This window comes from Variovorax sp. 10L421 (genome assembly GCF_056395365.1).
On sequence record NZ_JBFTJJ010000026.1, the window covers coordinates 20042 to 40297 of the forward strand.

Annotated in this window: 20 protein-coding genes; 7 read left to right on the plus strand and 13 right to left on the minus strand. The window is 68.7% G+C overall.

All coding sequences use genetic code 11. The features are described 5' to 3' along the window. Positions 1-109: 109 nt before the first annotated feature. The 5 genes from AC1DFC_RS24750 to purT all read right to left on the minus strand — a co-directional run bounded on the left by AC1DFC_RS24750 (position 110) and on the right by purT (position 5254). On the minus strand, positions 110-1186 hold the full coding sequence (locus AC1DFC_RS24750) for a branched-chain amino acid ABC transporter permease (RefSeq protein WP_478180165.1): 1077 nt from the start codon (positions 1184-1186) through the stop codon (positions 110-112). A gap of 6 nt (positions 1187-1192) precedes the next feature. After that, positions 1193-2068 carry a branched-chain amino acid ABC transporter permease gene (locus AC1DFC_RS24755; RefSeq protein ID WP_007829636.1) on the minus strand — a complete coding sequence of 292 codons (876 nt, stop codon included), beginning with the start codon at positions 2066-2068 and terminating at the stop codon, positions 1193-1195. Between the two features lie 15 nt (positions 2069-2083). Further along, a complete protein-coding gene (locus tag AC1DFC_RS24760) occupies positions 2084-2914 on the minus strand; it encodes a helix-turn-helix domain-containing protein (RefSeq protein ID WP_478180166.1) in 831 nt (276 codons plus the stop codon). Between the two features lie 112 nt (positions 2915-3026). Then, positions 3027-3968: an alpha/beta hydrolase gene (locus tag AC1DFC_RS24765; RefSeq protein ID WP_478180167.1), complete on the minus strand. Its 942-nt coding sequence runs from the start codon at positions 3966-3968 to the stop codon at positions 3027-3029. 83 nt (positions 3969-4051) lie between these two features. Continuing rightward, positions 4052-5254: a formate-dependent phosphoribosylglycinamide formyltransferase gene (gene purT, locus AC1DFC_RS24770; RefSeq protein ID WP_478180168.1), complete on the minus strand. Its 1203-nt coding sequence runs from the start codon at positions 5252-5254 to the stop codon at positions 4052-4054. 186 nt (positions 5255-5440) lie between these two features. Here purT and AC1DFC_RS24775 point away from each other — a divergent pair, with 186 nt between their 5' ends. Genes AC1DFC_RS24775 through AC1DFC_RS24785 form a run of 3 tightly spaced genes read left to right on the plus strand, consistent with a single transcriptional unit; the run spans position 5441 to position 8500 of the window. After that, positions 5441-6289: a 3-hydroxybutyryl-CoA dehydrogenase gene (locus AC1DFC_RS24775; protein WP_007829644.1), complete on the plus strand. Its 849-nt coding sequence runs from the start codon at positions 5441-5443 to the stop codon at positions 6287-6289. Between the two features lie 35 nt (positions 6290-6324). Beyond that, a complete protein-coding gene (locus AC1DFC_RS24780; RefSeq protein WP_478180169.1) occupies positions 6325-7140 on the plus strand; it encodes a crotonase/enoyl-CoA hydratase family protein in 816 nt (271 codons plus the stop codon). Between the two features lie 22 nt (positions 7141-7162). After that, positions 7163-8500, plus strand: coding sequence for a serine hydrolase domain-containing protein (locus AC1DFC_RS24785; RefSeq protein WP_478180170.1), 1338 nt, complete (start codon positions 7163-7165; stop codon positions 8498-8500). A 7-nt stretch (positions 8501-8507) separates the two neighbouring features. On the opposite strand, the gene AC1DFC_RS24790 is transcribed toward AC1DFC_RS24785, so the two are convergent. Continuing rightward, the gene (locus AC1DFC_RS24790; RefSeq protein ID WP_007829648.1) at positions 8508-9293 is read right to left on the minus strand and encodes a type III pantothenate kinase; all 786 of its coding nucleotides are present in this window, start codon (positions 9291-9293) and stop codon (positions 8508-8510) included. A 135-nt stretch (positions 9294-9428) separates the two neighbouring features. Between AC1DFC_RS24790 and lysM the strand changes: the two genes are divergently transcribed. After that, complete coding sequence (gene lysM, locus AC1DFC_RS24795; RefSeq protein ID WP_007829649.1) at positions 9429-9890, plus strand: peptidoglycan-binding protein LysM; 462 nt, start codon at positions 9429-9431, stop codon at positions 9888-9890. 177 nt (positions 9891-10067) lie between these two features. On the opposite strand, the gene AC1DFC_RS24800 is transcribed toward lysM, so the two are convergent. Genes AC1DFC_RS24800 through AC1DFC_RS24815 form a run of 4 tightly spaced genes read right to left on the minus strand, consistent with a single transcriptional unit; the run spans position 10068 to position 11725 of the window. Continuing rightward, positions 10068-10478 (minus strand): rhodanese-like domain-containing protein, encoded by a 411-nt coding sequence (locus tag AC1DFC_RS24800; protein ID WP_007829650.1) that lies wholly within the window; start codon positions 10476-10478, stop codon positions 10068-10070. Between the two features lie 34 nt (positions 10479-10512). Then, positions 10513-10941, minus strand: coding sequence for a DUF6691 family protein (locus AC1DFC_RS24805; protein WP_478180171.1), 429 nt, complete (start codon positions 10939-10941; stop codon positions 10513-10515). Positions 10942-10961: 20 nt separating this feature from the next. Continuing rightward, entirely contained in the window at positions 10962-11399 is a 438-nt protein-coding gene (locus AC1DFC_RS24810; protein ID WP_478180172.1) for a YeeE/YedE family protein, read from the minus strand. 2 nt (positions 11400-11401) lie between these two features. Next, positions 11402-11725, minus strand: a complete 324-nt coding sequence (locus tag AC1DFC_RS24815) for an ArsR/SmtB family transcription factor (protein WP_007829653.1) — start codon at positions 11723-11725, stop codon at positions 11402-11404. Positions 11726-11800: 75 nt separating this feature from the next. Between AC1DFC_RS24815 and AC1DFC_RS24820 the strand changes: the two genes are divergently transcribed. Further along, entirely contained in the window at positions 11801-12712 is a 912-nt protein-coding gene (locus AC1DFC_RS24820; RefSeq protein ID WP_478180173.1) for an MBL fold metallo-hydrolase, read from the plus strand. A gap of 4 nt (positions 12713-12716) precedes the next feature. Here AC1DFC_RS24820 and AC1DFC_RS24825 read toward each other — a convergent pair whose 3' ends face one another. After that, positions 12717-14771: a PEP/pyruvate-binding domain-containing protein gene (locus AC1DFC_RS24825; protein WP_007829655.1), complete on the minus strand. Its 2055-nt coding sequence runs from the start codon at positions 14769-14771 to the stop codon at positions 12717-12719. Between the two features lie 143 nt (positions 14772-14914). Between AC1DFC_RS24825 and AC1DFC_RS24830 the strand changes: the two genes are divergently transcribed. Both AC1DFC_RS24830 and gorA read left to right on the plus strand, forming a co-directional pair. Beyond that, positions 14915-16852: a DUF6600 domain-containing protein gene (locus tag AC1DFC_RS24830; protein WP_478180174.1), complete on the plus strand. Its 1938-nt coding sequence runs from the start codon at positions 14915-14917 to the stop codon at positions 16850-16852. 77 nt (positions 16853-16929) lie between these two features. Then, positions 16930-18288 carry a glutathione-disulfide reductase gene (gene gorA / locus AC1DFC_RS24835; protein WP_007829659.1) on the plus strand — a complete coding sequence of 453 codons (1359 nt, stop codon included), beginning with the start codon at positions 16930-16932 and terminating at the stop codon, positions 18286-18288. On the opposite strand, the gene AC1DFC_RS24840 is transcribed toward gorA, so the two are convergent. Both AC1DFC_RS24840 and AC1DFC_RS24845 read right to left on the minus strand, forming a co-directional pair. Further along, positions 18285-19181 (minus strand): ketopantoate reductase family protein, encoded by an 897-nt coding sequence (locus AC1DFC_RS24840; protein ID WP_007829662.1) that lies wholly within the window; start codon positions 19179-19181, stop codon positions 18285-18287. The genes gorA and AC1DFC_RS24840 overlap by 4 nt on opposite strands. A gap of 54 nt (positions 19182-19235) precedes the next feature. Continuing rightward, on the minus strand, positions 19236-20150 hold the full coding sequence (locus AC1DFC_RS24845) for a LysR substrate-binding domain-containing protein (RefSeq protein WP_007829664.1): 915 nt from the start codon (positions 20148-20150) through the stop codon (positions 19236-19238). Between the last annotated feature and the right edge of the window lie 106 nt (positions 20151-20256).

Below are 20256 nucleotides of genomic sequence, written 5' to 3' on the forward strand. Positions count from 1 at the left end.
GCACCCCGTTCGCAGGACGCCGCGGAACCGGCTTTGCCGGGCAGCAGGTGTCGCCCCCGGCGAGGGGGTTGGCGAAGCGACACGGAGTGCGCGAAGCCTGGGGGGAGTGTCATCTCAGCCGGTCCGACTTGGTGAACGACTTCTGCCGCTTGAACAATCCGCGGCGATAGAACGGAAAGAGCTGCAGCCATGTGCGCACCTTGAGCCATCGGCCGTACAGCCCCAGCGGCTCGAACAGCACGAAGGCGATCAGCACCAGGCCATACACCAGCCCCTGAAGCCCCGGCGCCTGCCCGATGACCGCGGGCAGCCAGTCCTTGCCGATGGAAATCAGCTGCGGCATCGCGATCAGGAAGATCGCGCCAAGGAACGCGCCGTGCACCGAGCCGAGCCCGCCGATCACCACCATCAGCAGCAGGTCGATCGACTGCAGGATGCTGAACTGGTCCGGCGAGATGAAGCTGAGCTTGTGCGCATACAAGGCCMCGCCCAGGCCCGCGAGTGCCGCCGAGATCGCGAACGACATCGTCTTGTAGCGTGCGAGGTGAATGCCCATGCTCTGCGCCGAGATCTCCGAATCGCGGATCGCGACAAAGGCGCGCCCCGTCGGCGAGCGCAGCAGGTTCAGGATGCCCAAGGTGGAAATCACCGCAACCACCAGGCACAGGAAGTAGAAGCCATCGCCCGAGCCCAGCGACCAGCCGAATATCTCCGGCGCCTTCACATGCAGGCCGGCATTGCCGCCCGTCACGCTCTCCCACCGCGCGAACACTTCCTCGACGATGAAGCCGAACGACAGCGTCGCGATGCCGAGGTAGATGCCCTTCACGCGCAAGGCCGGCAGCGCGACCACCACGCCCACGGCCGCCGACAGCGCCGCGGCTGCGATCAGCGCAACCGGAAACGGCACACCGGCGTTCGTCAGCACGCCCTGCGTGTAAGCGCCCGCGCCAAGAAACGCCGCATGCCCGATCGAGAACTGCCCCGTGAACCCGGCCAGCAGCATGAGCCCCAGGCCGACGATCCCGTAGATCAGCACGAAGGTCAGCTGCGCGAGCCAGTATTCGTCGATCACCCATGGTGCGACGACCAGGAACGCCACCAGCAGGCCGTACCAGAACACATGCCCGCCGTGCCGGGCAAGGCGGATGTCCTGGTCGTAGCTGGTCTTGAAGATGAAGCGCATGAACGATCAAACTTTCTTGCGCAGCTTCTCGCCGAACAGACCGTTCGGCTTGATCATGAGCATCAACAGCACCACGATGTACGGCGCCGTGTCCTTGAAGCCATCGGGCAGATAGAAGCCCGCGAACGACTCGACGATGCCGATGACCAGCCCACCGACGATGGCACCCGGCAGGCTGCCGAAACCGCCGACCACCGCCGCCGGAAAGGCCTTGAGCCCGATGAAGCCCATGTTCGCGTGCACGAAGGTGATGGGCGCGAGCAGCATGCCCGCGATGGCCGCGACCGCCGCCGCCAGGCCCCACACCAGCCCGTTGAGCCGCTTCACCGGAATGCCCATGTAGTAGGCCGCCAGCTGGTTCTGCGACGAGGCCTGCATTGCGATGCCGAGCTTGCTGTAGCGGAACATCGCGAACAGCAGGGCGCAGAGGATGGCGGTGGCGACGATGATCGCGAGCTGCTCGAGGTTGACCACCAGCTCGCCCAGTTTCCAGATCTGGTCCTTGTAGGGCACGGGGAGCGTGTGGGTGTCGGTGCCGATGCCCGGCACCATGGTGATGAGCCCGCGCGCCACGTAGGCGATGCCGATCGTGAGCATCACGATGGAGAACTGCGGCTGCCCGAGGATCGGCCGGATCACCACCAGTTCGAGCAGCACGCCGAAAGCCGCCATCGCCACCACGGCAAGGATGGCCGCGAGCCAGAACGGCAGGCCGAACAGCGACATGCCCGCGAACGCACCGAAGGCCCCGAGCATCATCAGGTCGCCCTGCGCGAAGCTCACGGTTTCGGTGGCCTTGTAGATCAGCACGAAGCCCAGCGCGATCAGGCCGTAGATGCAACCTTGCGCAATGCCCGACAGCAGGAGTTGGAGGATCTGCATGGGGCCTCTTCGCGCCTACTGCCTGAAGCCGCCCGCCGCGTCGTGCAGCGCAAGCCGGCGCGATCCGGCCACGATGTCGCTGGGCTTGAGGCCGTAGACCTGGCGGATCGAATGGCTGAAGTGCGTCGAGTCGGGGTAGCCGGTGTCCAGCGCGATATCGGTCAGCGTGCCGGCCTGGCGCACGTAGCGCAGCAGGCTGCGCGCGCGCTTCCAGGCCCGGAAGGCGCGAAACGCCATGCCGGTCTCCTGCTTGAACAGATGCAGGAAGCGCGAGAACGACAGGTGCACCGAGGCCGCGCAGTCTTCGGCCGAGGCGGGCGCCGCGGGGTCGGCGACGAGGGTGTCGATGACCTTGCGGATGCGCGCGTCGATCGGTCGCGGCGCAAGCACCTCGCCGAAGAACAGCGCATCGAAATCGAAGCCGTCGAATTCCGAGCCGCGGCCCGAGGCCGCGAGCAGGTGCGCATGGACCTCGCGCACACGCCGCGCGAAGGCGGGCGCATCGACCGGGCCGCAGTGCCGCATGAACGCCGGCAAGCGCGCGGGGTCGACCGATTCCGATTCGATCAACAGGTTGAAGATCAGCGGATGCTCGCTCTCGACATGGTGCGGCACCTGCGGCGGCACCACGATCAGCTCGCCCGCCTGCCAGGCGCCGCCGCCGATGCGGATGCGGATCGGCGGCACGCCCGCGGGCGCCAGGTACACGCCGTGCCCGCCCATCGTGCGCTCGGCGGCCGCGCCGAGCAGCCCGGCGTAGAACACGCGTTGCGGCGTGAGCCACATGAGGCGTTCACCCTGTGGTGSGCCGCCGTTGTCCGACGGCGCAGTCCTCGTTCGCTGCATGGTGCCTGTCTCCTGCATCGGGGGTCGATTGCCAACGGTGGATGGTGTCGCGCTCGCTGGATCGTAGCGGCGCAGGCCGGCGGCGCGGCGTGCATTTGCGCGGGGACTTTCCCTAGGCCCGCGCGAACGCGCGGCGCAGCTCGGCGGCACAGAGCGCGACCGCGGTGCCGGCCTCGTCGAGCACCTTGCCCATGGTGATGAAGCCATGGATCTGGCGCTCGAAGCACACGTACGCGGCGCTGTTGCCGGCGGCCGTGAGCGCCTCGGCATACGCGGCGCCTTCGTCGCGCAGCGGGTCGTAGCCGGCCGTGACGACGAGCGCCGGCGGCAGGCCCGCGAGGTCGGTGTGCAGCAGCGGCGAAGCACGCCAGTCGAGGTCGTGCTCCGGGTCGGTGATGTAGTGGTCGTGGAAGTATGTCATCGTGTCGCTGGTCAGCAGGTAGCCTTGCCCGTTGGCCTGGTGCGATGGATGGCCGCGGCGCATGTCGGTGGCCGGGTAGATCAGCAGCTGGTAGGCGATGGGCAGGTCGCCGGCATCGCGTGCGGCGATCGACACCACGGCCGCGAGGTTTCCGCCAGCGCTGTCGCCGCCCACGGCGAGGCGGCTCGCATCGAGCCCCAGCGCGGCGGCCTCGCGGCGCACCCAGCGGGTGGCGGCGAGCACGTCGTCCACCGCTGCGGGAAAGCGGTGCTCCGGGCCCATGCGGTAGTCGACCGCGACCACGGCGCAGCCGGCGCCGTTGGCCAGTTCGCGGCACAGCACGTCGTGCGTGTCGAGGTCGCCGATGACCCAGCCGCCGCCGTGGTAGTACACCAGCACCGGCAGCGGACCGGCGCCCGAACCCAGGGGCCTGTACAGACGCACCGGGATGGGGCCGTGCGGCCCTTGCGCGGCCAGGTCGCGCACCTCGGCCACCTCGGCCGGCAGCGGCTGCAAGGCGGCGCGGCGCTCGCGATAGAAGGCCCGCGCGTCGGCAGGCGAGAGGGTGTGAGTCGGCGGAATGCCGCGCGCCTCGATGAAGTCGAGCAAGGCGCGCGCCTGGGGATGCAGCATGGTGTCTCCGGGAGGTCGAGCGGGCGTCGCTCGATCTCCCCGCACCATGCCCGCGCCGCTGCGGCGCGGCTTGCGGAAACTGGCTATGCCTTGCGCGGCTTCACGCGCGAGGCGGCTTCCTTGGCGAGCCTGCGGGCGGTGCCGGTGTCGGCTGCATGCACCAGCGCCACGCCCATGCGGCGCTTGGTGAAGCTCTCGGGCTTGCCGAACAGGCGCACGTCGCTGCCGGGCACCTGCAAGGCCTCGGCCACGCCGTCGAAGGCGATGCCGGTGGCGTCCACGCCGCCGTAGATCACGGCGCTGGCGCCCGGGCTCTTGAGCGAGGTGTCGACCGGCAGGCCGAGGATGGCGCGCGCATGCAGCTCGAACTCGTTCTGCCACTGCGTGGCCATGGTGACCATGCCGGTGTCGTGCGGGCGGGGGCTGACTTCGCTGAACCAGACTTCGTCGCCCTTCACGAACAGCTCGACGCCGAACAGGCCCTGCCCGCCGAGGTCGGCCGTGACGGCCTGCGCGATCTGCTGCGCCTTCTGCAGCGCGGCGGGCGCCATGGGGTGCGGCTGCCAGCTTTCCACGTAGTCGCCGCTCACCTGCACATGGCCGATGGGGTCGCAGAACCTGGTTTCCACGGCGCCTGCGGCATCCTTGGCGCGCACGGTCAGCAGCGTGATCTCGTAGTCGAAGTCGATGAAGCCCTCGACGATCACGCGGCCGTGGCTCACGCGGCCGCCGGCCATGGCGTAGTCCCAGGCCTTCTGCACGTCGGCCGGGCCGTCGATCTTGCTCTGGCCCTTGCCGGAGCTGCTCATCACGGGCTTGACGATGCAGGGGTAGCCGATGCCTGCGTCGATGGCCGCCTGCAGTTCGGCCAGCGAGTCGCAGAACTTGTAGGGGCTGGTGGGCACGCCCAGCGTCTCGGCGGCCAGGCGGCGGATGCCTTCGCGGTCCATGGTCAGGCGGGCGGCGCGGGCGGTGGGAATCACGCGCACCACACCCGCGTCTTCGAGCTGCTGGAGCATGGGCGTGGCGATGGCCTCGATCTCGGGCACCACCAGCGCGGGCTTCTCGGCCTCGATCAGCGCCTTGAGTTGCTCGGGGTCGCTCATGGTGATGGTGCGCGCGTGGTGCGCCACCTGCTGGCCGGGGGCGTTCTCGTAACGGTCGACCGCGATGGTCTCGACGCCGAGGCGCTGCAGGGCGATCAGCACCTCCTTGCCGAGTTCGCCGGAGCCGAGAAGCATCACGCGGGTTGCCGAGGGGGAAAGGGGGGTGCCGAGGGTGGTCATGGTCGGAGGTCGGAGAAAGCGGTGGAAAGCGGGGGAAAAAGCAACCGCCGCACTGTAAGCCACCGGCGGGCCGACGGTGTCGCACGCGGCAACGGCGCGGCCCGGGGGCTGCTTCACAATCGAAGTTTTCGCCGCGGCGCCAGCCTCGCGCACCCTTCTTTTCGTTTTCTCTCAAGGAGTTTTCTCATGGCTATTCAGACTGTCGGCATCATCGGCGCCGGAACGATGGGCAACGGCATCGCGCAGGCCTGCGCGGTGGCCGGCGTGAAGGTGGTGATGGTCGACATCGCCCAGGCGGCGGTCGACAAGGGCCTGGCCACGGTGTCGGGCAGCCTCGACCGCCTGATCAAGAAAGAGAAGCTCACCGCCGAGCAGAAGACCGCCGCGCTGGCGCTCATCAAGGGCTCGACCAACTACGACGACCTGAAGAGCGCGCAGCTGGTCATCGAGGCGGCCACCGAGAACCACGCGCTCAAGCTGAAGATCCTCAAGCAGGTCGACGACATGCTGGCACCCGAGGTGATCATCGCCTCGAACACCTCGTCGATCTCGATCACGCAGCTGGCCGCCGCCACCTCGCGCCCCGACCGCTTCATCGGCATGCACTTCTTCAACCCGGTGCCGATGATGGCGCTGGTGGAGCTGATCCGCGGCTACCTCACGAGCGACGCCACGCACGACACGGTGAAGGAACTGGCCGAGCGCCTGGGCAAGTCGCCCATCACCGTGAAGAACGCGCCGGGCTTCGTGGTCAACCGCATCCTGGTGCCGATGATCAACGAGGCCTTCTTCGTGCTGGCCGAGGGCATCGCCACGGCGGAAGACATCGACGCCGGCATGAAGCTGGGCTGCAACCAGCCGATCGGCCCGCTGGCACTGGCCGACATGATCGGCCTGGACGTGTGCCTGGCCGTGATGGAGGTGTACCTGGAGCAGTTCGGCGACTCCAAGTACCGCCCCTGCCCGCTGCTGAAGGAAATGGTCGCCGCGGGCCAGCTGGGCCGCAAGACGGGCCGCGGCGTCTACACGTACTGATCGAGCGAAAACAACAACAAGGAGACAAGAACGCCATGACCGCCACGCCCACAATCCCACCGGCAGAAGGTTGCATCGACACCGAGGTGCTCGGCCACGTGCTGCTGATCGGCATCAACCGCCCTGCCAAGCGCAACGGCTGGACGCCGCCGATGTTCAGGCAGCTCGCCGAGGCCTACACCCGGCTCGACGACGACCCGAGCCTGCGCGTGGGCGTGCTGCACGCCTTCGGCGACCACTTCACGGCAGGCCTCGACCTGCCGGCGGTGGCCGAGTACATGAAGCGTGGCGAGAAGGCGGTCCCGCAGGGCCTGGTGGAGCCGCACGACTTCGGGCTCGAAGGCTACCGCCGCCGCACCAAGCCGATGGTGGCTGCCGTGAAGGGCATCTGCTTCACGGTCGGCATCGAGCTGATGCTGGGCGCCGACATCGTGGTGGCCGCCGACGACTGCCGCTTCTCGCAGATGGAAGTGCAGCGCGGCATCATGGCCACGGGAGGCGCCACGCTGCGCATGGCCGAGCGTGCCGGCCTGGGCAACGCGATGCTGCACCTGCTCACGGCCGACGAGTTCGACAGCGCCGAAGCCTATCGCCTCAACTTCGTGCAGAAGGTGGTGCCGGCCGGCCAGGAGCTCGACGCGGCGCTGGCCATTGCGCAGCGCATCGCCGCCCAGGCGCCGCTGGCGGTGGTGGCCACGCGGCTCAACGTGCTGAAGGCCATCGAGCACGGGCCGCTGGCCGCGGTGTCGGAATTCATCGAGACGCAGAAACGCCTGTCGAACAGCGAGGACGCCGCCGAGGGCGTGCGCTCTTTCGTCGAACGCCGGCCGGCGCGCTTCAGCGGCCGTTGATCCTTTCACCGAGAACAACAACATGCCCTTTTTCGTTCGCACGGCGCTCGCCGCCGCATTCACCCTGCTCGCCGTGAACACCACTTCCGCACAGACGCCCACGCCTCCCGCGCTGCCCGACCCCGCGGCCACCTCGGTCGACGCGCTGGGCTGGATGAAGGGCTTCCCGCCCGCACCGGACAAACTCATCACCTTGGACAACCCGGCCGGCGGCGTGTTTCCGCGCACGCGCTGGAGCTTCTCGCACGTGCGCGAGACCGTGCCCACCGCCAACGTGTGGCGCGGCAGCGGCGCGGCCAGCCCGCTGCCGGCGGCCACGTCACCCGTCCAGATCGAAGCCGTGACGTTCAAGCCTCTTGGAGGTGCAGGCAGCGACCAGACGCTGAACTTCGCCCAGATGATCTCCGGCACCTACACCGACGGCATCCTCGTGATGCACCGCGGCAAGGTGGTCTACGAGAAGTACTTCGGCGCACTCACGCCCGAGCGCCCGCACATCGCGATGTCGGTCACCAAGTCCTTCGTGGGCACGCTGGCTGCCATCCTCGCGGACGAAGGCAAGCTCGATCCGGCCGCACCGGTCACCAAGTACATCCCCGAGCTCAAGGACACGGCGTACGGCGACGCCACCGTGCGCCAGGTGATGGACATGACCGTCGGCGTGCACTACTCCGAGAACTACGCCGACCCGAAGGCCGAGATCTGGGACTACGCCCGTGCCGGCGGCATGCTCACGCAGGGCCAGAACTACATCGGACCCAAGTCGTTCTACGAATTCCTCGTCACGCTGAAGAAGGAAGGCGAGCACGGCGACGCCTTCGCCTACAAGACGGTCAACGCCGAGGTGCTGGCCTGGATCGTGCGCCGCGCCAGCAACCAGTCGCTGGCCGACCTGCTGAGCGAAAAGATCTGGCGCCGCATCGGCGCCGAGCAGGACGCCTACTTCATGGTCGACCGCATCGGCACCGAGTCGGGCGGCGGCGGCCTCAACACCGTGCTGCGCGACCTCGCGCGCTTCGGCGAGACCATGCGCAACGGCGGGCGCGCCTCCAACGGGCAGCAGGCCATTCCGAAGGCGGTGGTCGACGACATCCAGCGCGGCGGCGACCCGGCGAAGTTCGTGAAGGCCGGCTATGCGCTGCTCAAGGGCTGGTCGTACCGCGACATGTGGTGGGTGTCGCACAACCCGCACGGTGCCTACATGGCGCGCGGCATCCACGGCCAGAGCATCTACGTGGACCCGAAGGCCGAGGTGGTGATCGTGCGCTACGCCGCGCATCCGGTGGCGGGCAATGCGGGCAACGACCCGCTGACGCTGCCGGCGTTCCATGCCGTGGCCGAGGCGCTGATGCGCCCCTGAGCCGCTTCTAGGCCGTCGCCCGCTCCCGGGCAATCACGAGCAGGCCGTCCATGATCAGGCTCTCGACCAGCTCGAAGTGCCCGTTCATGACCGGCGCCATCTTCCAGCCCGCGCCGCCGGTCATGTAGCAGGCCGGATCGGCGCCGCAGTGCGAGCGCACGTGCTGCACCATGCGCTCGACCGCGCCGGCGATGGCGTAGGTGCCGCCGCTGGTCAGCGCATCGCTGGTGTTGGTGGGGAATTCGCGCACCTCGCCGGTCGGCACGTGCAGCCCGGCCGTGCCCGACTCCAGCGCGCGCAGCATGATGCCGTGGCCCGGCAGGATCAGCCCGCCGAGGAACCTGCCGTCCGCGTCGATCGCCTCGACGGTCACGGCGGTGCCGATCATCACCACCACCATAGGCCGCGGCGGCTGTCCCGGCCTTGCGGCGAGCATGCGGTGGCGCGCGCCGATCATCGCCACGAAGCGGTCGGCGCCCAGGCGGGTGGGATGGTCGTAGCCGTTCACGATGCCGGCCTCGCCCGCGCTGGACATCACCCAGCGCGGCGCGCAGTCGAAACGCTCGACGATCTGTTCCTCGGCACGCCGGCGCACCGCGTCCCCGGCCACCACGCAGCCCAGCATGGAACCGGGCGCCGGCAGGTCGGCCCAGGGGCCGTCGGCCAGCCGTTCGATGTGGTCGAGGAATTCGGCGCCGTGCGCCTGCAGCTCGGCGCCGGGGCGGGCCGAGTCGTAGAGCGCCCATTTGAGGCGGGTGTTGCCGATGTCGATGGCGAGGAAGGGGGATGGCATGCGCGGGATTATTGCGACTTTGTCGTTATTCCTGCTGGCACCTCGTCGACACGCGGCGTGGGCCTACGCGGCGCTGCCCCGTCGCGCCGGTAGATTGGCAGGTCCATCCACCAACTACGGCACAAGGAGAACACCATGGGTTTGCTCAGTTTCATCAAGGAGGCGGGTGAAAAACTGTTCGGCGGCCCGTCGGCGCAGGCCGCCACGCCAGACGCCAACCAGGCCGCCGCCGCGGCCATCAAGACCTACATCGAGACGCAGAACCTCGGCCTCACGGGGCTCCAGGTGACCTATGCGGCGAGCAGCGGCGTGGTCACCCTCGCGGGCCAGGCGCCATCGCAGGAGGCCAGCGAGAAAGCCTCGCTGGCAGCAGGCAACGTGGCGAACGTGACGAGCGTCGAGAACAACCTCGTCGCACCGGCCGCGCCGCCCGCGCAGTACCACGACGTGGTGAAGGGCGACACGCTCTCGGCCATCTCGAAGAAGTACTACGGCGATCCGAACAAGTACAACGCGATCTTCGAGGCGAACAAGCCGATGCTGAGCAGCCCCGACAAGATCTATCCGGGGCAGAAGCTGCGCATTCCGCCGCTCTGAACTGGCGCTCGAAGAGGGCAGTCTCGAGGCCTGCCGAGGAATCGGTGGGCCTTTTTGCTTCTTTCGGGGTGCGTGCGAATGGCACCGGGTGCTCCCCTGCGCGAATGCCCCCCGCCTTCGGCTCCTCCTTTATTTCGCTGTGGGGAGCCCCGTCGGCGTGAGCACACCCCGAACGACTCAGTTCTGCTTCCAGGGCAACCCACGCTTGCGCCAGCCGCCGATGAGTCCGCGATGCCCCTGGTCGTCCGGATTCCCCTCGAAGCCTTCGAGGATGTTGTAAGCCTCTGCGCCCAGTTCGGTCGCGCGCTTGGCGGCCGCGATGGAGCGCACGCCGCTGCGGCACAGCAGCACCAGTTTCTTCCTGCCTTCGGCGGCGGCACGGATGCCGTCGTCGAACGCGGGGTTCATCGCCATGCCCGGCCACTGCTTCCAGGCCAGCGGCACGGCGCCGGGTACGTAGCCGACCCATTCACGCTCGGCGTCGGTGCGCACGTCGACCATCACGGCCTCGCCGCTGGCCATCCATTGCGCCGCCTGCTCGGGCGTCACGTCGCCAGCGTAGCCTTTGTTCTCCACGGATTCGGTCATTTCCTTGCTTCCTTCCTTTTCTGCGACGCGGTTTTCAATCACTGGAATTCTTCATCTGTTCGATCAGTTCGAACAGGCCCATGCCCAGCAGCATGGCGCCCAAGAAGACCACGGCCTTGAACTCGCCCATGCCGAGCGAGACCAGCGCGGGGCCGGGACAAAAGCCCGCTACACCCCAGCCAACGCCGAACAGCAGGCTGCCGCCGACGAGGCGACGGTCGATCCGGCGCGCGGTGGGCAGCATGATCGGCGCGCCGAGCAGCGACAGCTTGCGCCGGCGCGCGAACAGGAAGGCGGCGGCGCTCACGATCACCGCCCCGCCCATCACGAATGCGAGCGAGGGGTCCCAGGCGCCGGCAAGGTCGAGAAAACCGAGCACCTTGGCCGGATTGGCCATGCCGGAGACGATGAGGCCGAGCCCGAAGACCAGGCCGGCGAGCAGGGAGGCGATGACGGTCGGCATGAGGGCGAATCGCTCCTTCATCACAGGTTCAACAGATGACGCGCCACGAACACCGTGGCGAATCCGGTGGCCATGAAAGCCCCGGTGGCGGCCAGCGAACGCGGCGACAGCCTCGCCACGCCGCACACGCCGTGGCCGCTGGTGCAACCCGCACCGTAACGCGTGCCCACGCCCACCAGCAGGCCGGCCAGTGCGAGCGCGCCATGGCCGGCATCGATCCGTGCCGCGGGCAGCACGGCAAACAGCCCGCAGGCGGCGGGTGCACCGACCAGTCCGAGCACGAAGGCCGCGCGCCAGGCCACGTCGCCCTTCACGGGGCGCAGCAAACCGCCCAGCACGCCGCTGATGCCCGCGATGCGCCCGTTGAGCAGCACGAACATCGCCGCGGCGATGCCGATGAGAACGCCGCCGGCCAGCGCGGTCCATGGCGTGAAATGCGGCCAGTCGATGGCGGCCATCTTCAGTCCTCCTTCGGGCAGTAGAGACGGTAGAGCACCGCGAGGATGTCGAGCAGCGCGGCATCGGCGACGCTGTAGTAGATGTTCTTTCCCTCGCGGCGGGTGCTGACCACGCCTTCCGCGCGCAGCACCGAGAGTTGCTGCGACAAGGTGGGCTGGCGGATGCCCAGCGCGCTTTCGAGGTCGCTCACGCACATCTCGCCCTGCGAGAGCTGGCACAGCAGCAGCAGCCGGTCTTCGTTGGCCAGCAGCTTGAGCACCGCGATCGCCTGGCGGGCACCGCCGCGCAGCACTTCGGGATCGATGACGAGGGTGGAAGCCTTCATGGAGGGCAATGTCGGTTAGTTCACTAATATTATATCGATTAATATAATATCAACGGCTTGACTGAAGGAGTGCCCATGACGACGACCGCAGCGCCCCGCCGCACCACCACCCAGGCATTCTTCGATCCCGTGACGGGCACGGTGTCCTACGTGATCTGGGACCACGCCACGAAGCACGCCGCGATCATCGATCCAGTGCTGGAGTACGACTTCAGGTCTGGCCACACCAGCACCGCCTCCGCCGACCGCCTGCTGGCCTATGTGCGTGAGCAGGCGCTGCAGGTCGACTGGATCCTGGAAACCCACGCGCACGCCGACCACCTCTCGGGCGCGCGCCATGTGCAGTCGCAGGCCGGCGGGCGCATCGCCATCGGCGAGCACATCCGCACGGTGCAGGCCACCTTCCGCGCGCTCTACAACCTGGAGCGCGACTTCCTGCCCGACGGCAGCCAGTTCGACCATCTCTTCAAGGACGGCGAATCCTTCCGCATCGGCGACGCCGAGGCGGTCGCGCTCCTGGTGCCCGGCCACACGCCGGCCGACATGGCGTACCTCGTGGACGGCGCGGTCTTCGTCGGCGACACGCTCTTCATGCCCGACCTGGGCAGCGCGCGCGCAGACTTCCCCGGCGGCGACGCACGCCAGCTCTATCGCTCGATGCACCGGCTGCTCGCCCTGCCGCCCGAGACGACCATCTATGTCTGCCACGACTATCCGCCCGCCACGCGCGAGCCCCGCTGGCAGAGCAGCGTGGCGGAACAGCGCGCCCACAACATCCATGTGCGCGACGGCATCGGCGAAGAAGAATTCGTGCGCATGCGCACCGCGCGCGACGCCACGCTCGACGTGCCGACGCTGATCCTGCCGTCGATGCAGGTCAACGTGCGCGCCGGGCGATTTCCGCCGCCCGATGACAACGGGGTGGCCTACCTGCGCATTCCGCTGAACGCCCTTCCGGTCCATCGAGGCGCGGCCGCCCCGCAGTGATGGCTCAGCGCCGCCGCTCCACGTATGGCCGCGCCTGCAGCAGCACGATGCGGTCGCCCACGGTGGCCCACTCGATGTCCTGGTCCACCGCGTTGAAGGTGCGCTTCACAGCCGCGCCCACGTTGGCGAGGCGCACCACCAGCTCGTCGGTCAGCACATTGCGGCCCACCTCCACCGGCACTTCCTTCACGCCGCCTTCCTTGTCGAGCTGCAGCGACGTTTCTTCGGCCGAACGGCTCAGCACCTGGATCGCCTTCGACCAGCTCGAATACATCACCTGCTCCGCCACCCGCTGCCCCTCGACCACGCGGATGCCGATACCGCGCTTGGCCGAGATGTAGGTGACGTGCGGATGCCCCGCATCGAACGGGTCGCGGGTGATCATGACGCCAGCGTTGGTCGAGTCGATGGCGGTCTGCACGAACACCCCCATCAGCACCGACTCGGCGCCGAAGCCCGCGGCGCTGCGTGCCTCCCAGGCCTCGGGGTTGAAGACCGAGGCCCAGACCTTCTTCACTGCGACCTCGAGCGCATCGCCGGTCTTGACGTTGGGCACCGTGGTGTAGAGCCCCGCGCCGCTGAAGCCGGGCAGGTCTTCGGAGTTGGACGAGCTGCGCACGAACACGCCGCCGCCGCCCAGTTGCGACTGCCACGCGGCGCGCCATGCGGCGGCGGTGGCCGCGTCGACCGGCCATTGCACGATCTCGTCGCGCAGTTGCGCCAGCGCCTTCTGCCGGGCGTTCGGATCGCTCGCGAAGCCTGGCTGCTGCTGCATGCGCGCGATGCGCTCGGCCAGGCCGTTGGCGCGCATGAAGCGGTCGTAGTGCGCGAACGGAATGCAGAAGCCGTCGGGCACCGAAGTGCCCGGAATGTGCGCGGCCAGCATGGCGCCGAGGTTCGCGGCCTTGGTGCCGCACTGCGCGTTGTTGCGCGCGCGCAGCGAGACCAACGGCAGCAGACGGGTTTCGTGCAGGTCGGGCCTGATGGCGCGCGCGCTGCCGGGCGTCGCGCCGGTGGCGGCGGTGCGCACGGCGCGCGGCGGCAGGGCGGCGATCTCTTCGGGCGCGAGGCGGCGCACCTGGTAGCCCGAGGCCGCGACCTTCAATGCCACCCACTGGCCCGCATGCGCCTTCAGCACCGTGGCGGCGTCGCGCACGTAGGCGTTCGGAATGCCCCATCCCTTGGCCAGCAGGTTGACGTGCGACAGCGCGGTCGACGGCCGCTCGGTCAGCACGCCCGCCACCGGCGGCAGGCTGATCGGCACCTGCCGCAGCACGGCGATGTCGTCGGGCAAAAGTGCGAGCTGGGCGTTGATGCCCGATTCGTCGTCCACGATGCGCACGCGGCCGGTGGCGGTGCCGAGGTTCATCGGCAGAAATGGCTGCTCGCGGATCAGCGCCTCCTGGCTCACGAAGTCGATGCCGGCTTCCTTCGCCACGCGTTCGTGCAGCGTGGAGTTGGTCTTGAACTTCACGGGCGCGAAGAAGCTGGCCTTGACCTGCGCGTCGGCCTGCCGCAGCAGCGGCGCAGTGAGCCGGTCGCCCTCCCAGAACTCGTAGGTGAAGGTGCCGATGTTCTGCTGCCAGCTCAGCGTGCCGAACAGGAAGCGGCGGTCGGGCACGAGGTAGTTGCGGTCGATCTCGCGCTTGATCGTGTTCGGCGTGAGCCGGGTGTCGCGCAGGAAGCGTACGTGCAGCTGGTAGCGCGGCGTGTCGATGTAGTACATGCGCGCCGGCTTCGCCTGCCGGTCGACGGCGAACAGCACGTGCGCGAGCTGCATCGGCGTGCCGGCGTCGTAGACGCGCGCCAGCTGGTCGAAGTCCCCCTGGCTGCGCAGCGCGGGCAATGACGACGGCACCGCGGGGCGCGGCGCGAGCTGCGCGGCCGGGCCGTCGGGCAGAGGCTGGTTTTGCTGCTGGTAATACGAGGGCTTGCGCGCCAGCTGGGCCGCGGCGGGCATGGCCGCCAGAACCATGGCGAGCGCTGCGCAAAGCGCGATCAAGCTATCGGTTTCGGAGCGCATGGCGCCCGTGGGGCGTGCGCGATCCTGGTTTTTCATGGGGGATTTCTTCCTTACAGCCGGTTGCCGAATGCACGCGCGCTTCACCAAGCAGCGGGTTGGCGATGACAGCGGCAGCGGATTCTCGCGCGTTACACATTCAGCGCTTTCGCATTGTCCCAACGACCGGGGAGAACAACGCCATGAGCCCATCCGCCATTTCCATGCATTCCGCCACGCTGCGCCGCTGGCTGCTCGGCCTGGCCATGCTGTGCGTCGGCCTCGCGGCCGGCGCCCAGCAGGACCCGCCGGGCCGCGTGGCCCGTCTCAACTTCCACCAGGGCACCATCAGCTTCGCGCCGGCCGGCGACGACAGCTGGTACGACGCGCAGCCCAACCGCCCCATCACCACCGGCGACCGCCTCTGGACCGACCGCAATGCCCGCGCCGAGGTGTACATCGGCTCGGCAGCCCTGCGGCTCGACGGGCAGACGCACGTGGAGTTCTCCGAGCTCGACGACGACACGGCGCGCATCACCTCGAACCAGGGCAACCTGCAGCTGCGGGTGCGCGACGAGCTGGCAGGCCAGCGCTTCGAGGTCGACACCGGCAACCTCGCGGTGGTGATCGACGCGCCGGGCGAATACCGCATCGCCTCCGATCCGGCCGCCGGCACCACCTGGGTGGCCGTGGCCTCGGGCCGCGCCACGCTCTATGGCGAGAACGGCCAATCGCAGTCGCTGGCCGCGCGCCAGCAGCTCACCGTGTCGGGCCGCGACCTCGCGGCCGTGGGCGGTGCGCCGCCGCAGGCTGGCGGCTTCGACGCCTGGGTGGCCGAGCGCAACCGCATCGAGGACCAGTCGGTCTCGGCGCGCTACGTGTCGCGCGAAGTGGTCGGCTACCTGCAGCTCGACAACTACGGCGACTGGCAGAACGACGCCACGTACGGCGACGTCTGGTTCCCGCGCAACGTCGATGCCGACTGGGCGCCGTACCGCGACGGCCAGTGGGTCAACGTCGCGCCGTGGGGCCTGACCTGGGTCGATGCCGCGCCTTGGGGTTTCGCACCCTTCCATTACGGCCGTTGGGCGCGCGTGGGTTCGCGCTGGGGCTGGGTGCCGGGGCGGACAAGCGGCCGGCCGGTGTATTCGCCGGCGCTGGTCGGCTTCGTGGGCGGCGGTGCGAACGCGGGCGTCCAGATCGGCAACGGCCGCAGCGGCGTGGGCTGGTTCCCGCTGGCCCCGGGCGAGCAATGGCGCCCCGGCTACCACGCGAGCCAGCGCTATGTGGACCAGGTGAACCGCATGGCCATCTACAACCGTCAGACCGGGCCGCGCAACGACTTCTATGCCAACCAGCAGATGCCGGGCGCCGTGACCGTGCTGCCCGCCGACCGCTTCGGCCGCGGCCCCTTCGGCCGTCGTGACCTCGTGCGGCTGCCGGACGACCGCTTTGCGCGCGTGCCGGTGGCACCCACGCCGGGCGTCGCGATCAACGGCTTCGGCGGTGGCTTCGGCCGGCCCGCCGCCGTGGTCCCGCCGGCGGCGGCGCTGATGGCGAGGCAGCAGCAGATACAGCTCCAGCAGGCGCAGCAGCAACAGTTGCAGCAACGACAGCAGATGGAATGGCAGCGCCAGCAGGGCGGGCGTCCGCAACAGGACTGGCGCCAGCAGCAGGACTGGCGGGCCCAACAGGACGGGCGCCAGCGCGGCGAACAGGAACGCTGGCAACAGCAACAGCAACAGCAACAGCAACAACAACAACAGCAGGCGCTGCGCCAGCAACAGGAAATGCAGCAGCGCGCGGCGCAGGCGCAAGCCCAGCAGCAGCAGCAGCAGCAACGCGCGACCCAGCAGCAGGCCCAGCAGCAGGCCCAGCAACAGCAACAGCAGCTTCGCCAGCAGCAGGAAATGCAATTGCGCGCCGCACAGGCGCAGCAGCAGGCGCAAGCCCAGCTTCAGGCCCAGCAGAACGCGATGCGGCAGGCGCAGGAGGCCCAGTTGCGCGCGATCCAGCAGCAGCGCGGCATCGCGCCAGCGCCGCAGCAGCCGCAGCAGCCGCAGCAGCAGCCGCAGCAGCAGCCGCAAGGCCAGCGCAGCGACGATCCGCGCAGGCTCTGGACCTCGCCCGACTCGCGCTGAACGCCAGCCGCCGCGCAAGTCCCGCCGAAAGCGCTTCCTTCGGCCCGCCGCTACAGTCGGCGGCCAAGGAGCCTTTCATGCCCACATTCGACTTCGATCTCTTCGTCATCGGCGGCGGCAGCGGCGGCGTCCGCGCCGCGCGCATGGCCGCGCAAACCGGCGCGCGTGTCGCCATCGCCGAGGCCGCCGAACTCGGCGGTACCTGCGTCAACGTGGGCTGCATACCGAAGAAGCTCTACAGCTACGCCGCCGGCTATGCCGAATCGTTCGAGGAAGCCGCCGGCTACGGCTGGAAGCTGCCGCAGGCGCCGCAGTTCGACTGGGCGCACCTGAAGTCGCAGCGCGCAAAAGAGATCACGCGGCTCAACGGCATCTATGCCTCGCTGCTGAAGAACGCGGGCGTCACGCTCGTCACCGGCTGGGCGCAGCTGGCCGACGCCCACACGGTGGAAGTCGACGGCAAGCGCCACACCGCGCGTCACCTGCTGGTGGCCACCGGCGGCACGCCCTACGTGCCCGACATTCCGGGCCGCGAACACATCGTGAGCTCCGATGCGATGTTCGACCTCGACCCCTTCCCCAAGCGCCTGCTGGTGGTGGGCGGCGGCTACATCGCCTGTGAATTCGCATCCATCTTCAACGGCCTCGGCGCCCAGGTCACGCAGCTGCACCGCCGCGCGCACCTGCTCACCGGCTTCGACGACGACGTGCGGCAGTTCCTTGCGAACGAGATGGGCAAGGCCGGCGTCGACGTGCGGCTGAACTGCGAAGCCACCTCGGTCACGCGCGGGCCGCACGGGCTTGCCGTCACGCTGGCGCGCGGCCAGCAGATCGAGGCCGACACGGTGCTCTTCGCCACCGGCCGGGTGCCCAACACACAGGGGCTCGGCCTCGAGGCGGCGGGCGTGAAGCTCGACGAGCGCGGCGCCATCGCGGTCGATGCGCACTACCGCAGCTCGGTGCCGTCGATCCATGCGGTGGGCGACGTGTCCACGCGCGTGCAGCTCACGCCGGTGGCGCTGGCCGAGGCGATGGTGGTGGTCGACGAACTCTTCGGCAAGGGCAAGCGCCGGCTCGACTACGAGTTCATTCCCACAGCCGTGTTCACGCACCCGAACATCGGTACCTGCGGCTACACCGAACTCGAAGCGCGCGCGAAGTTCGGCGAGGTCACGGTGTTCTCGAGCGAGTTCAAGTCGCTGCGCCACACGCTGTCGGGCCGCACCGAGCGCACCTTCATGAAGCTGGTGGTCGAGAAGGCCACCGACCGCGTGGTGGGCCTGCACATGGTGGGCGCGGACGCGGGCGAAGTGGTGCAGGGCTTTGCGGTGGCGATGCGCGCGGGTGCGACGAAAGCGCTGTTCGACAGCACCATCGGCATACACCCGACTGCGGCCGAGGAGTTCGTGACGATGCGCGAGCCGATGCCAGGCTAGCGCTGCTTGCCTTCGAGCAGCTTCACCATCACGAACAGCACGCGGTTCGCCGGCGTGGGAACGCCGAGCGCCTCGCCGCGCCGCACGACCAGGCCGTTGAGGTGGTCGATCTCGCTGAGCTTGCCGCGCGCGAGGTCCTGCGCGGTGGACGAGTATTGCGAAGGCATGGTCTGCGCGATGCCGCGCACGGCGGCGTCGGTGTCGCCGGGCACCACAACGCCCTCGGCTTTTGCGACGGCGAGGCATTCGGCCACCACGTCGCGGATCACCTCGGCCACGCCCTCGCCTTTGACGAGCACACCGTAGGGCAGCTGCGTAACGGCGGACAGTGCGTTGTAGGCGCAGTTGAGGATCAGCTTGGCCCACAGCGAGCCACGCACGTTGTCGGAGATTTGCGTGGGCACGCCCGCGGCGGCCAGATGCCGAGCGACCTGTTCGCTCACGCGCGAAGGCGCAATCACCAGTTCGCCGCGCCCGTGGTGCTTCACATGGCCCGGCCCCGCCATCTCGGTGGCGACGTAGACCACGGCCGCTGCAACCTCATTCGACGGCAGCACCGGGCGCACGCGCTCGTCGTTGTCCACGCCGTTCTGCAATGTGAGCACCAGCGCGCCGGGAGAGAGGTGCGGCTTGATCTGCGCGGCGGCCGATTCGCTGTCGGTGGACTTCACGCAGAACAGAACGAGGTCGGCGCCGTGCACTGCGCTGGCTTCGATGCTGGCTGCCACCTTCACGAATTCGTCGAAGGCCTTGGTCTCCAGCCGAAGCCCGCTGGCGTTGACGGCCTCCACATGCGAGGGCCGCCCGATCAGCACCACCTCGTGTCCGGCGCGCGCCAGCATGGCGCCGTAGTAGCAGCCGACTGCGCCGGCGCCCATGACTGCGACTTTCATCGATCGTGTCCTTCGTTGTCTGTTCGGACCACGAGGTTACTCAACACGGCCGTTTCATGCTTCGGCCTCCACGCCGCGCGAGGCCGCGCCCTCTTGCAGCAGCCATTCGCGGAACGCCACGAACGCCGGCAGGTCGAGCCGGTCCGGCCGATAGCAGAGATAGTGCCCCTGGTTCACGCTCACCGGCATGCCGCAGGGACTCAGCAGCGAGCCTTCCGCCAGTTCTTCCTGCACCAGCAGCCTGGGCACGAGGCCGATGCCCAGGCCGTTGAGCGCTGCCTGGATCAACGCGGAGTACTGCGCGAAGCGCGGGCCGGCCACGGTCTGCACCTCCGGCACGCCGTGTTGCGCGGCCCACTGGCGCCACGCGGTCGGCGCGCCCTCGTGGTGCAGCAGCGTGTGGCCGAGGATGTCGGCGGGCTGCGCGATGCGGTGCCGCCCTTCGACCAGCGAGCGCGCCACGATCAGCACGAACTCGCGCCCCGCGATGTATTCGGACACCACGCCGGGCCAGCCGTCGGGGCCGTAGCGGATCGCGGCGTCCACGCCGGCCGGAATGCCGTCGCTCGGCTCCAGGTGGCGGCTGAAGCTCAGCATCACGTGGCGGCTCTTCTGGCTGAAGGCGGGCAGGCGCGGAATCAGCCACTTGGTGAGGAAGGTGGGCACGCTCGCCAGCGTGAGAAGTCCGGCGCCCGCATCGCCCGAGCGCGCCTCGAAGGTCGCCGTTTCAATCGCTCGCAGCCCACCCGAAATCTTCTGCCAGTACACGCGCCCCTGGGGGGTCAGCTGCACGCCGCGTCCGTTCTTCTGCAGCAGTTCGCGGCCGAGGAAAGCTTCGAGCCCCGCAATCTGCTTGCTGACCGCGCTCACGGTGATGCACAGGGCGCCGGCCGCGAGCGTGATGCTGTCGTGGCGCGCCACGGCGTCGAAGGCCAGCAGCTCCTGGATGGTGGGGCAGTCACGCTTCATGCTGCATGGCTCCGGTTGATGAAAGCTGAATGAAAAACGCTTTCCGATTGCTCAAGTGTCGTCATCCAACTTTCACCCATAAGTTCGCATGCGCTTCCTAGAATTC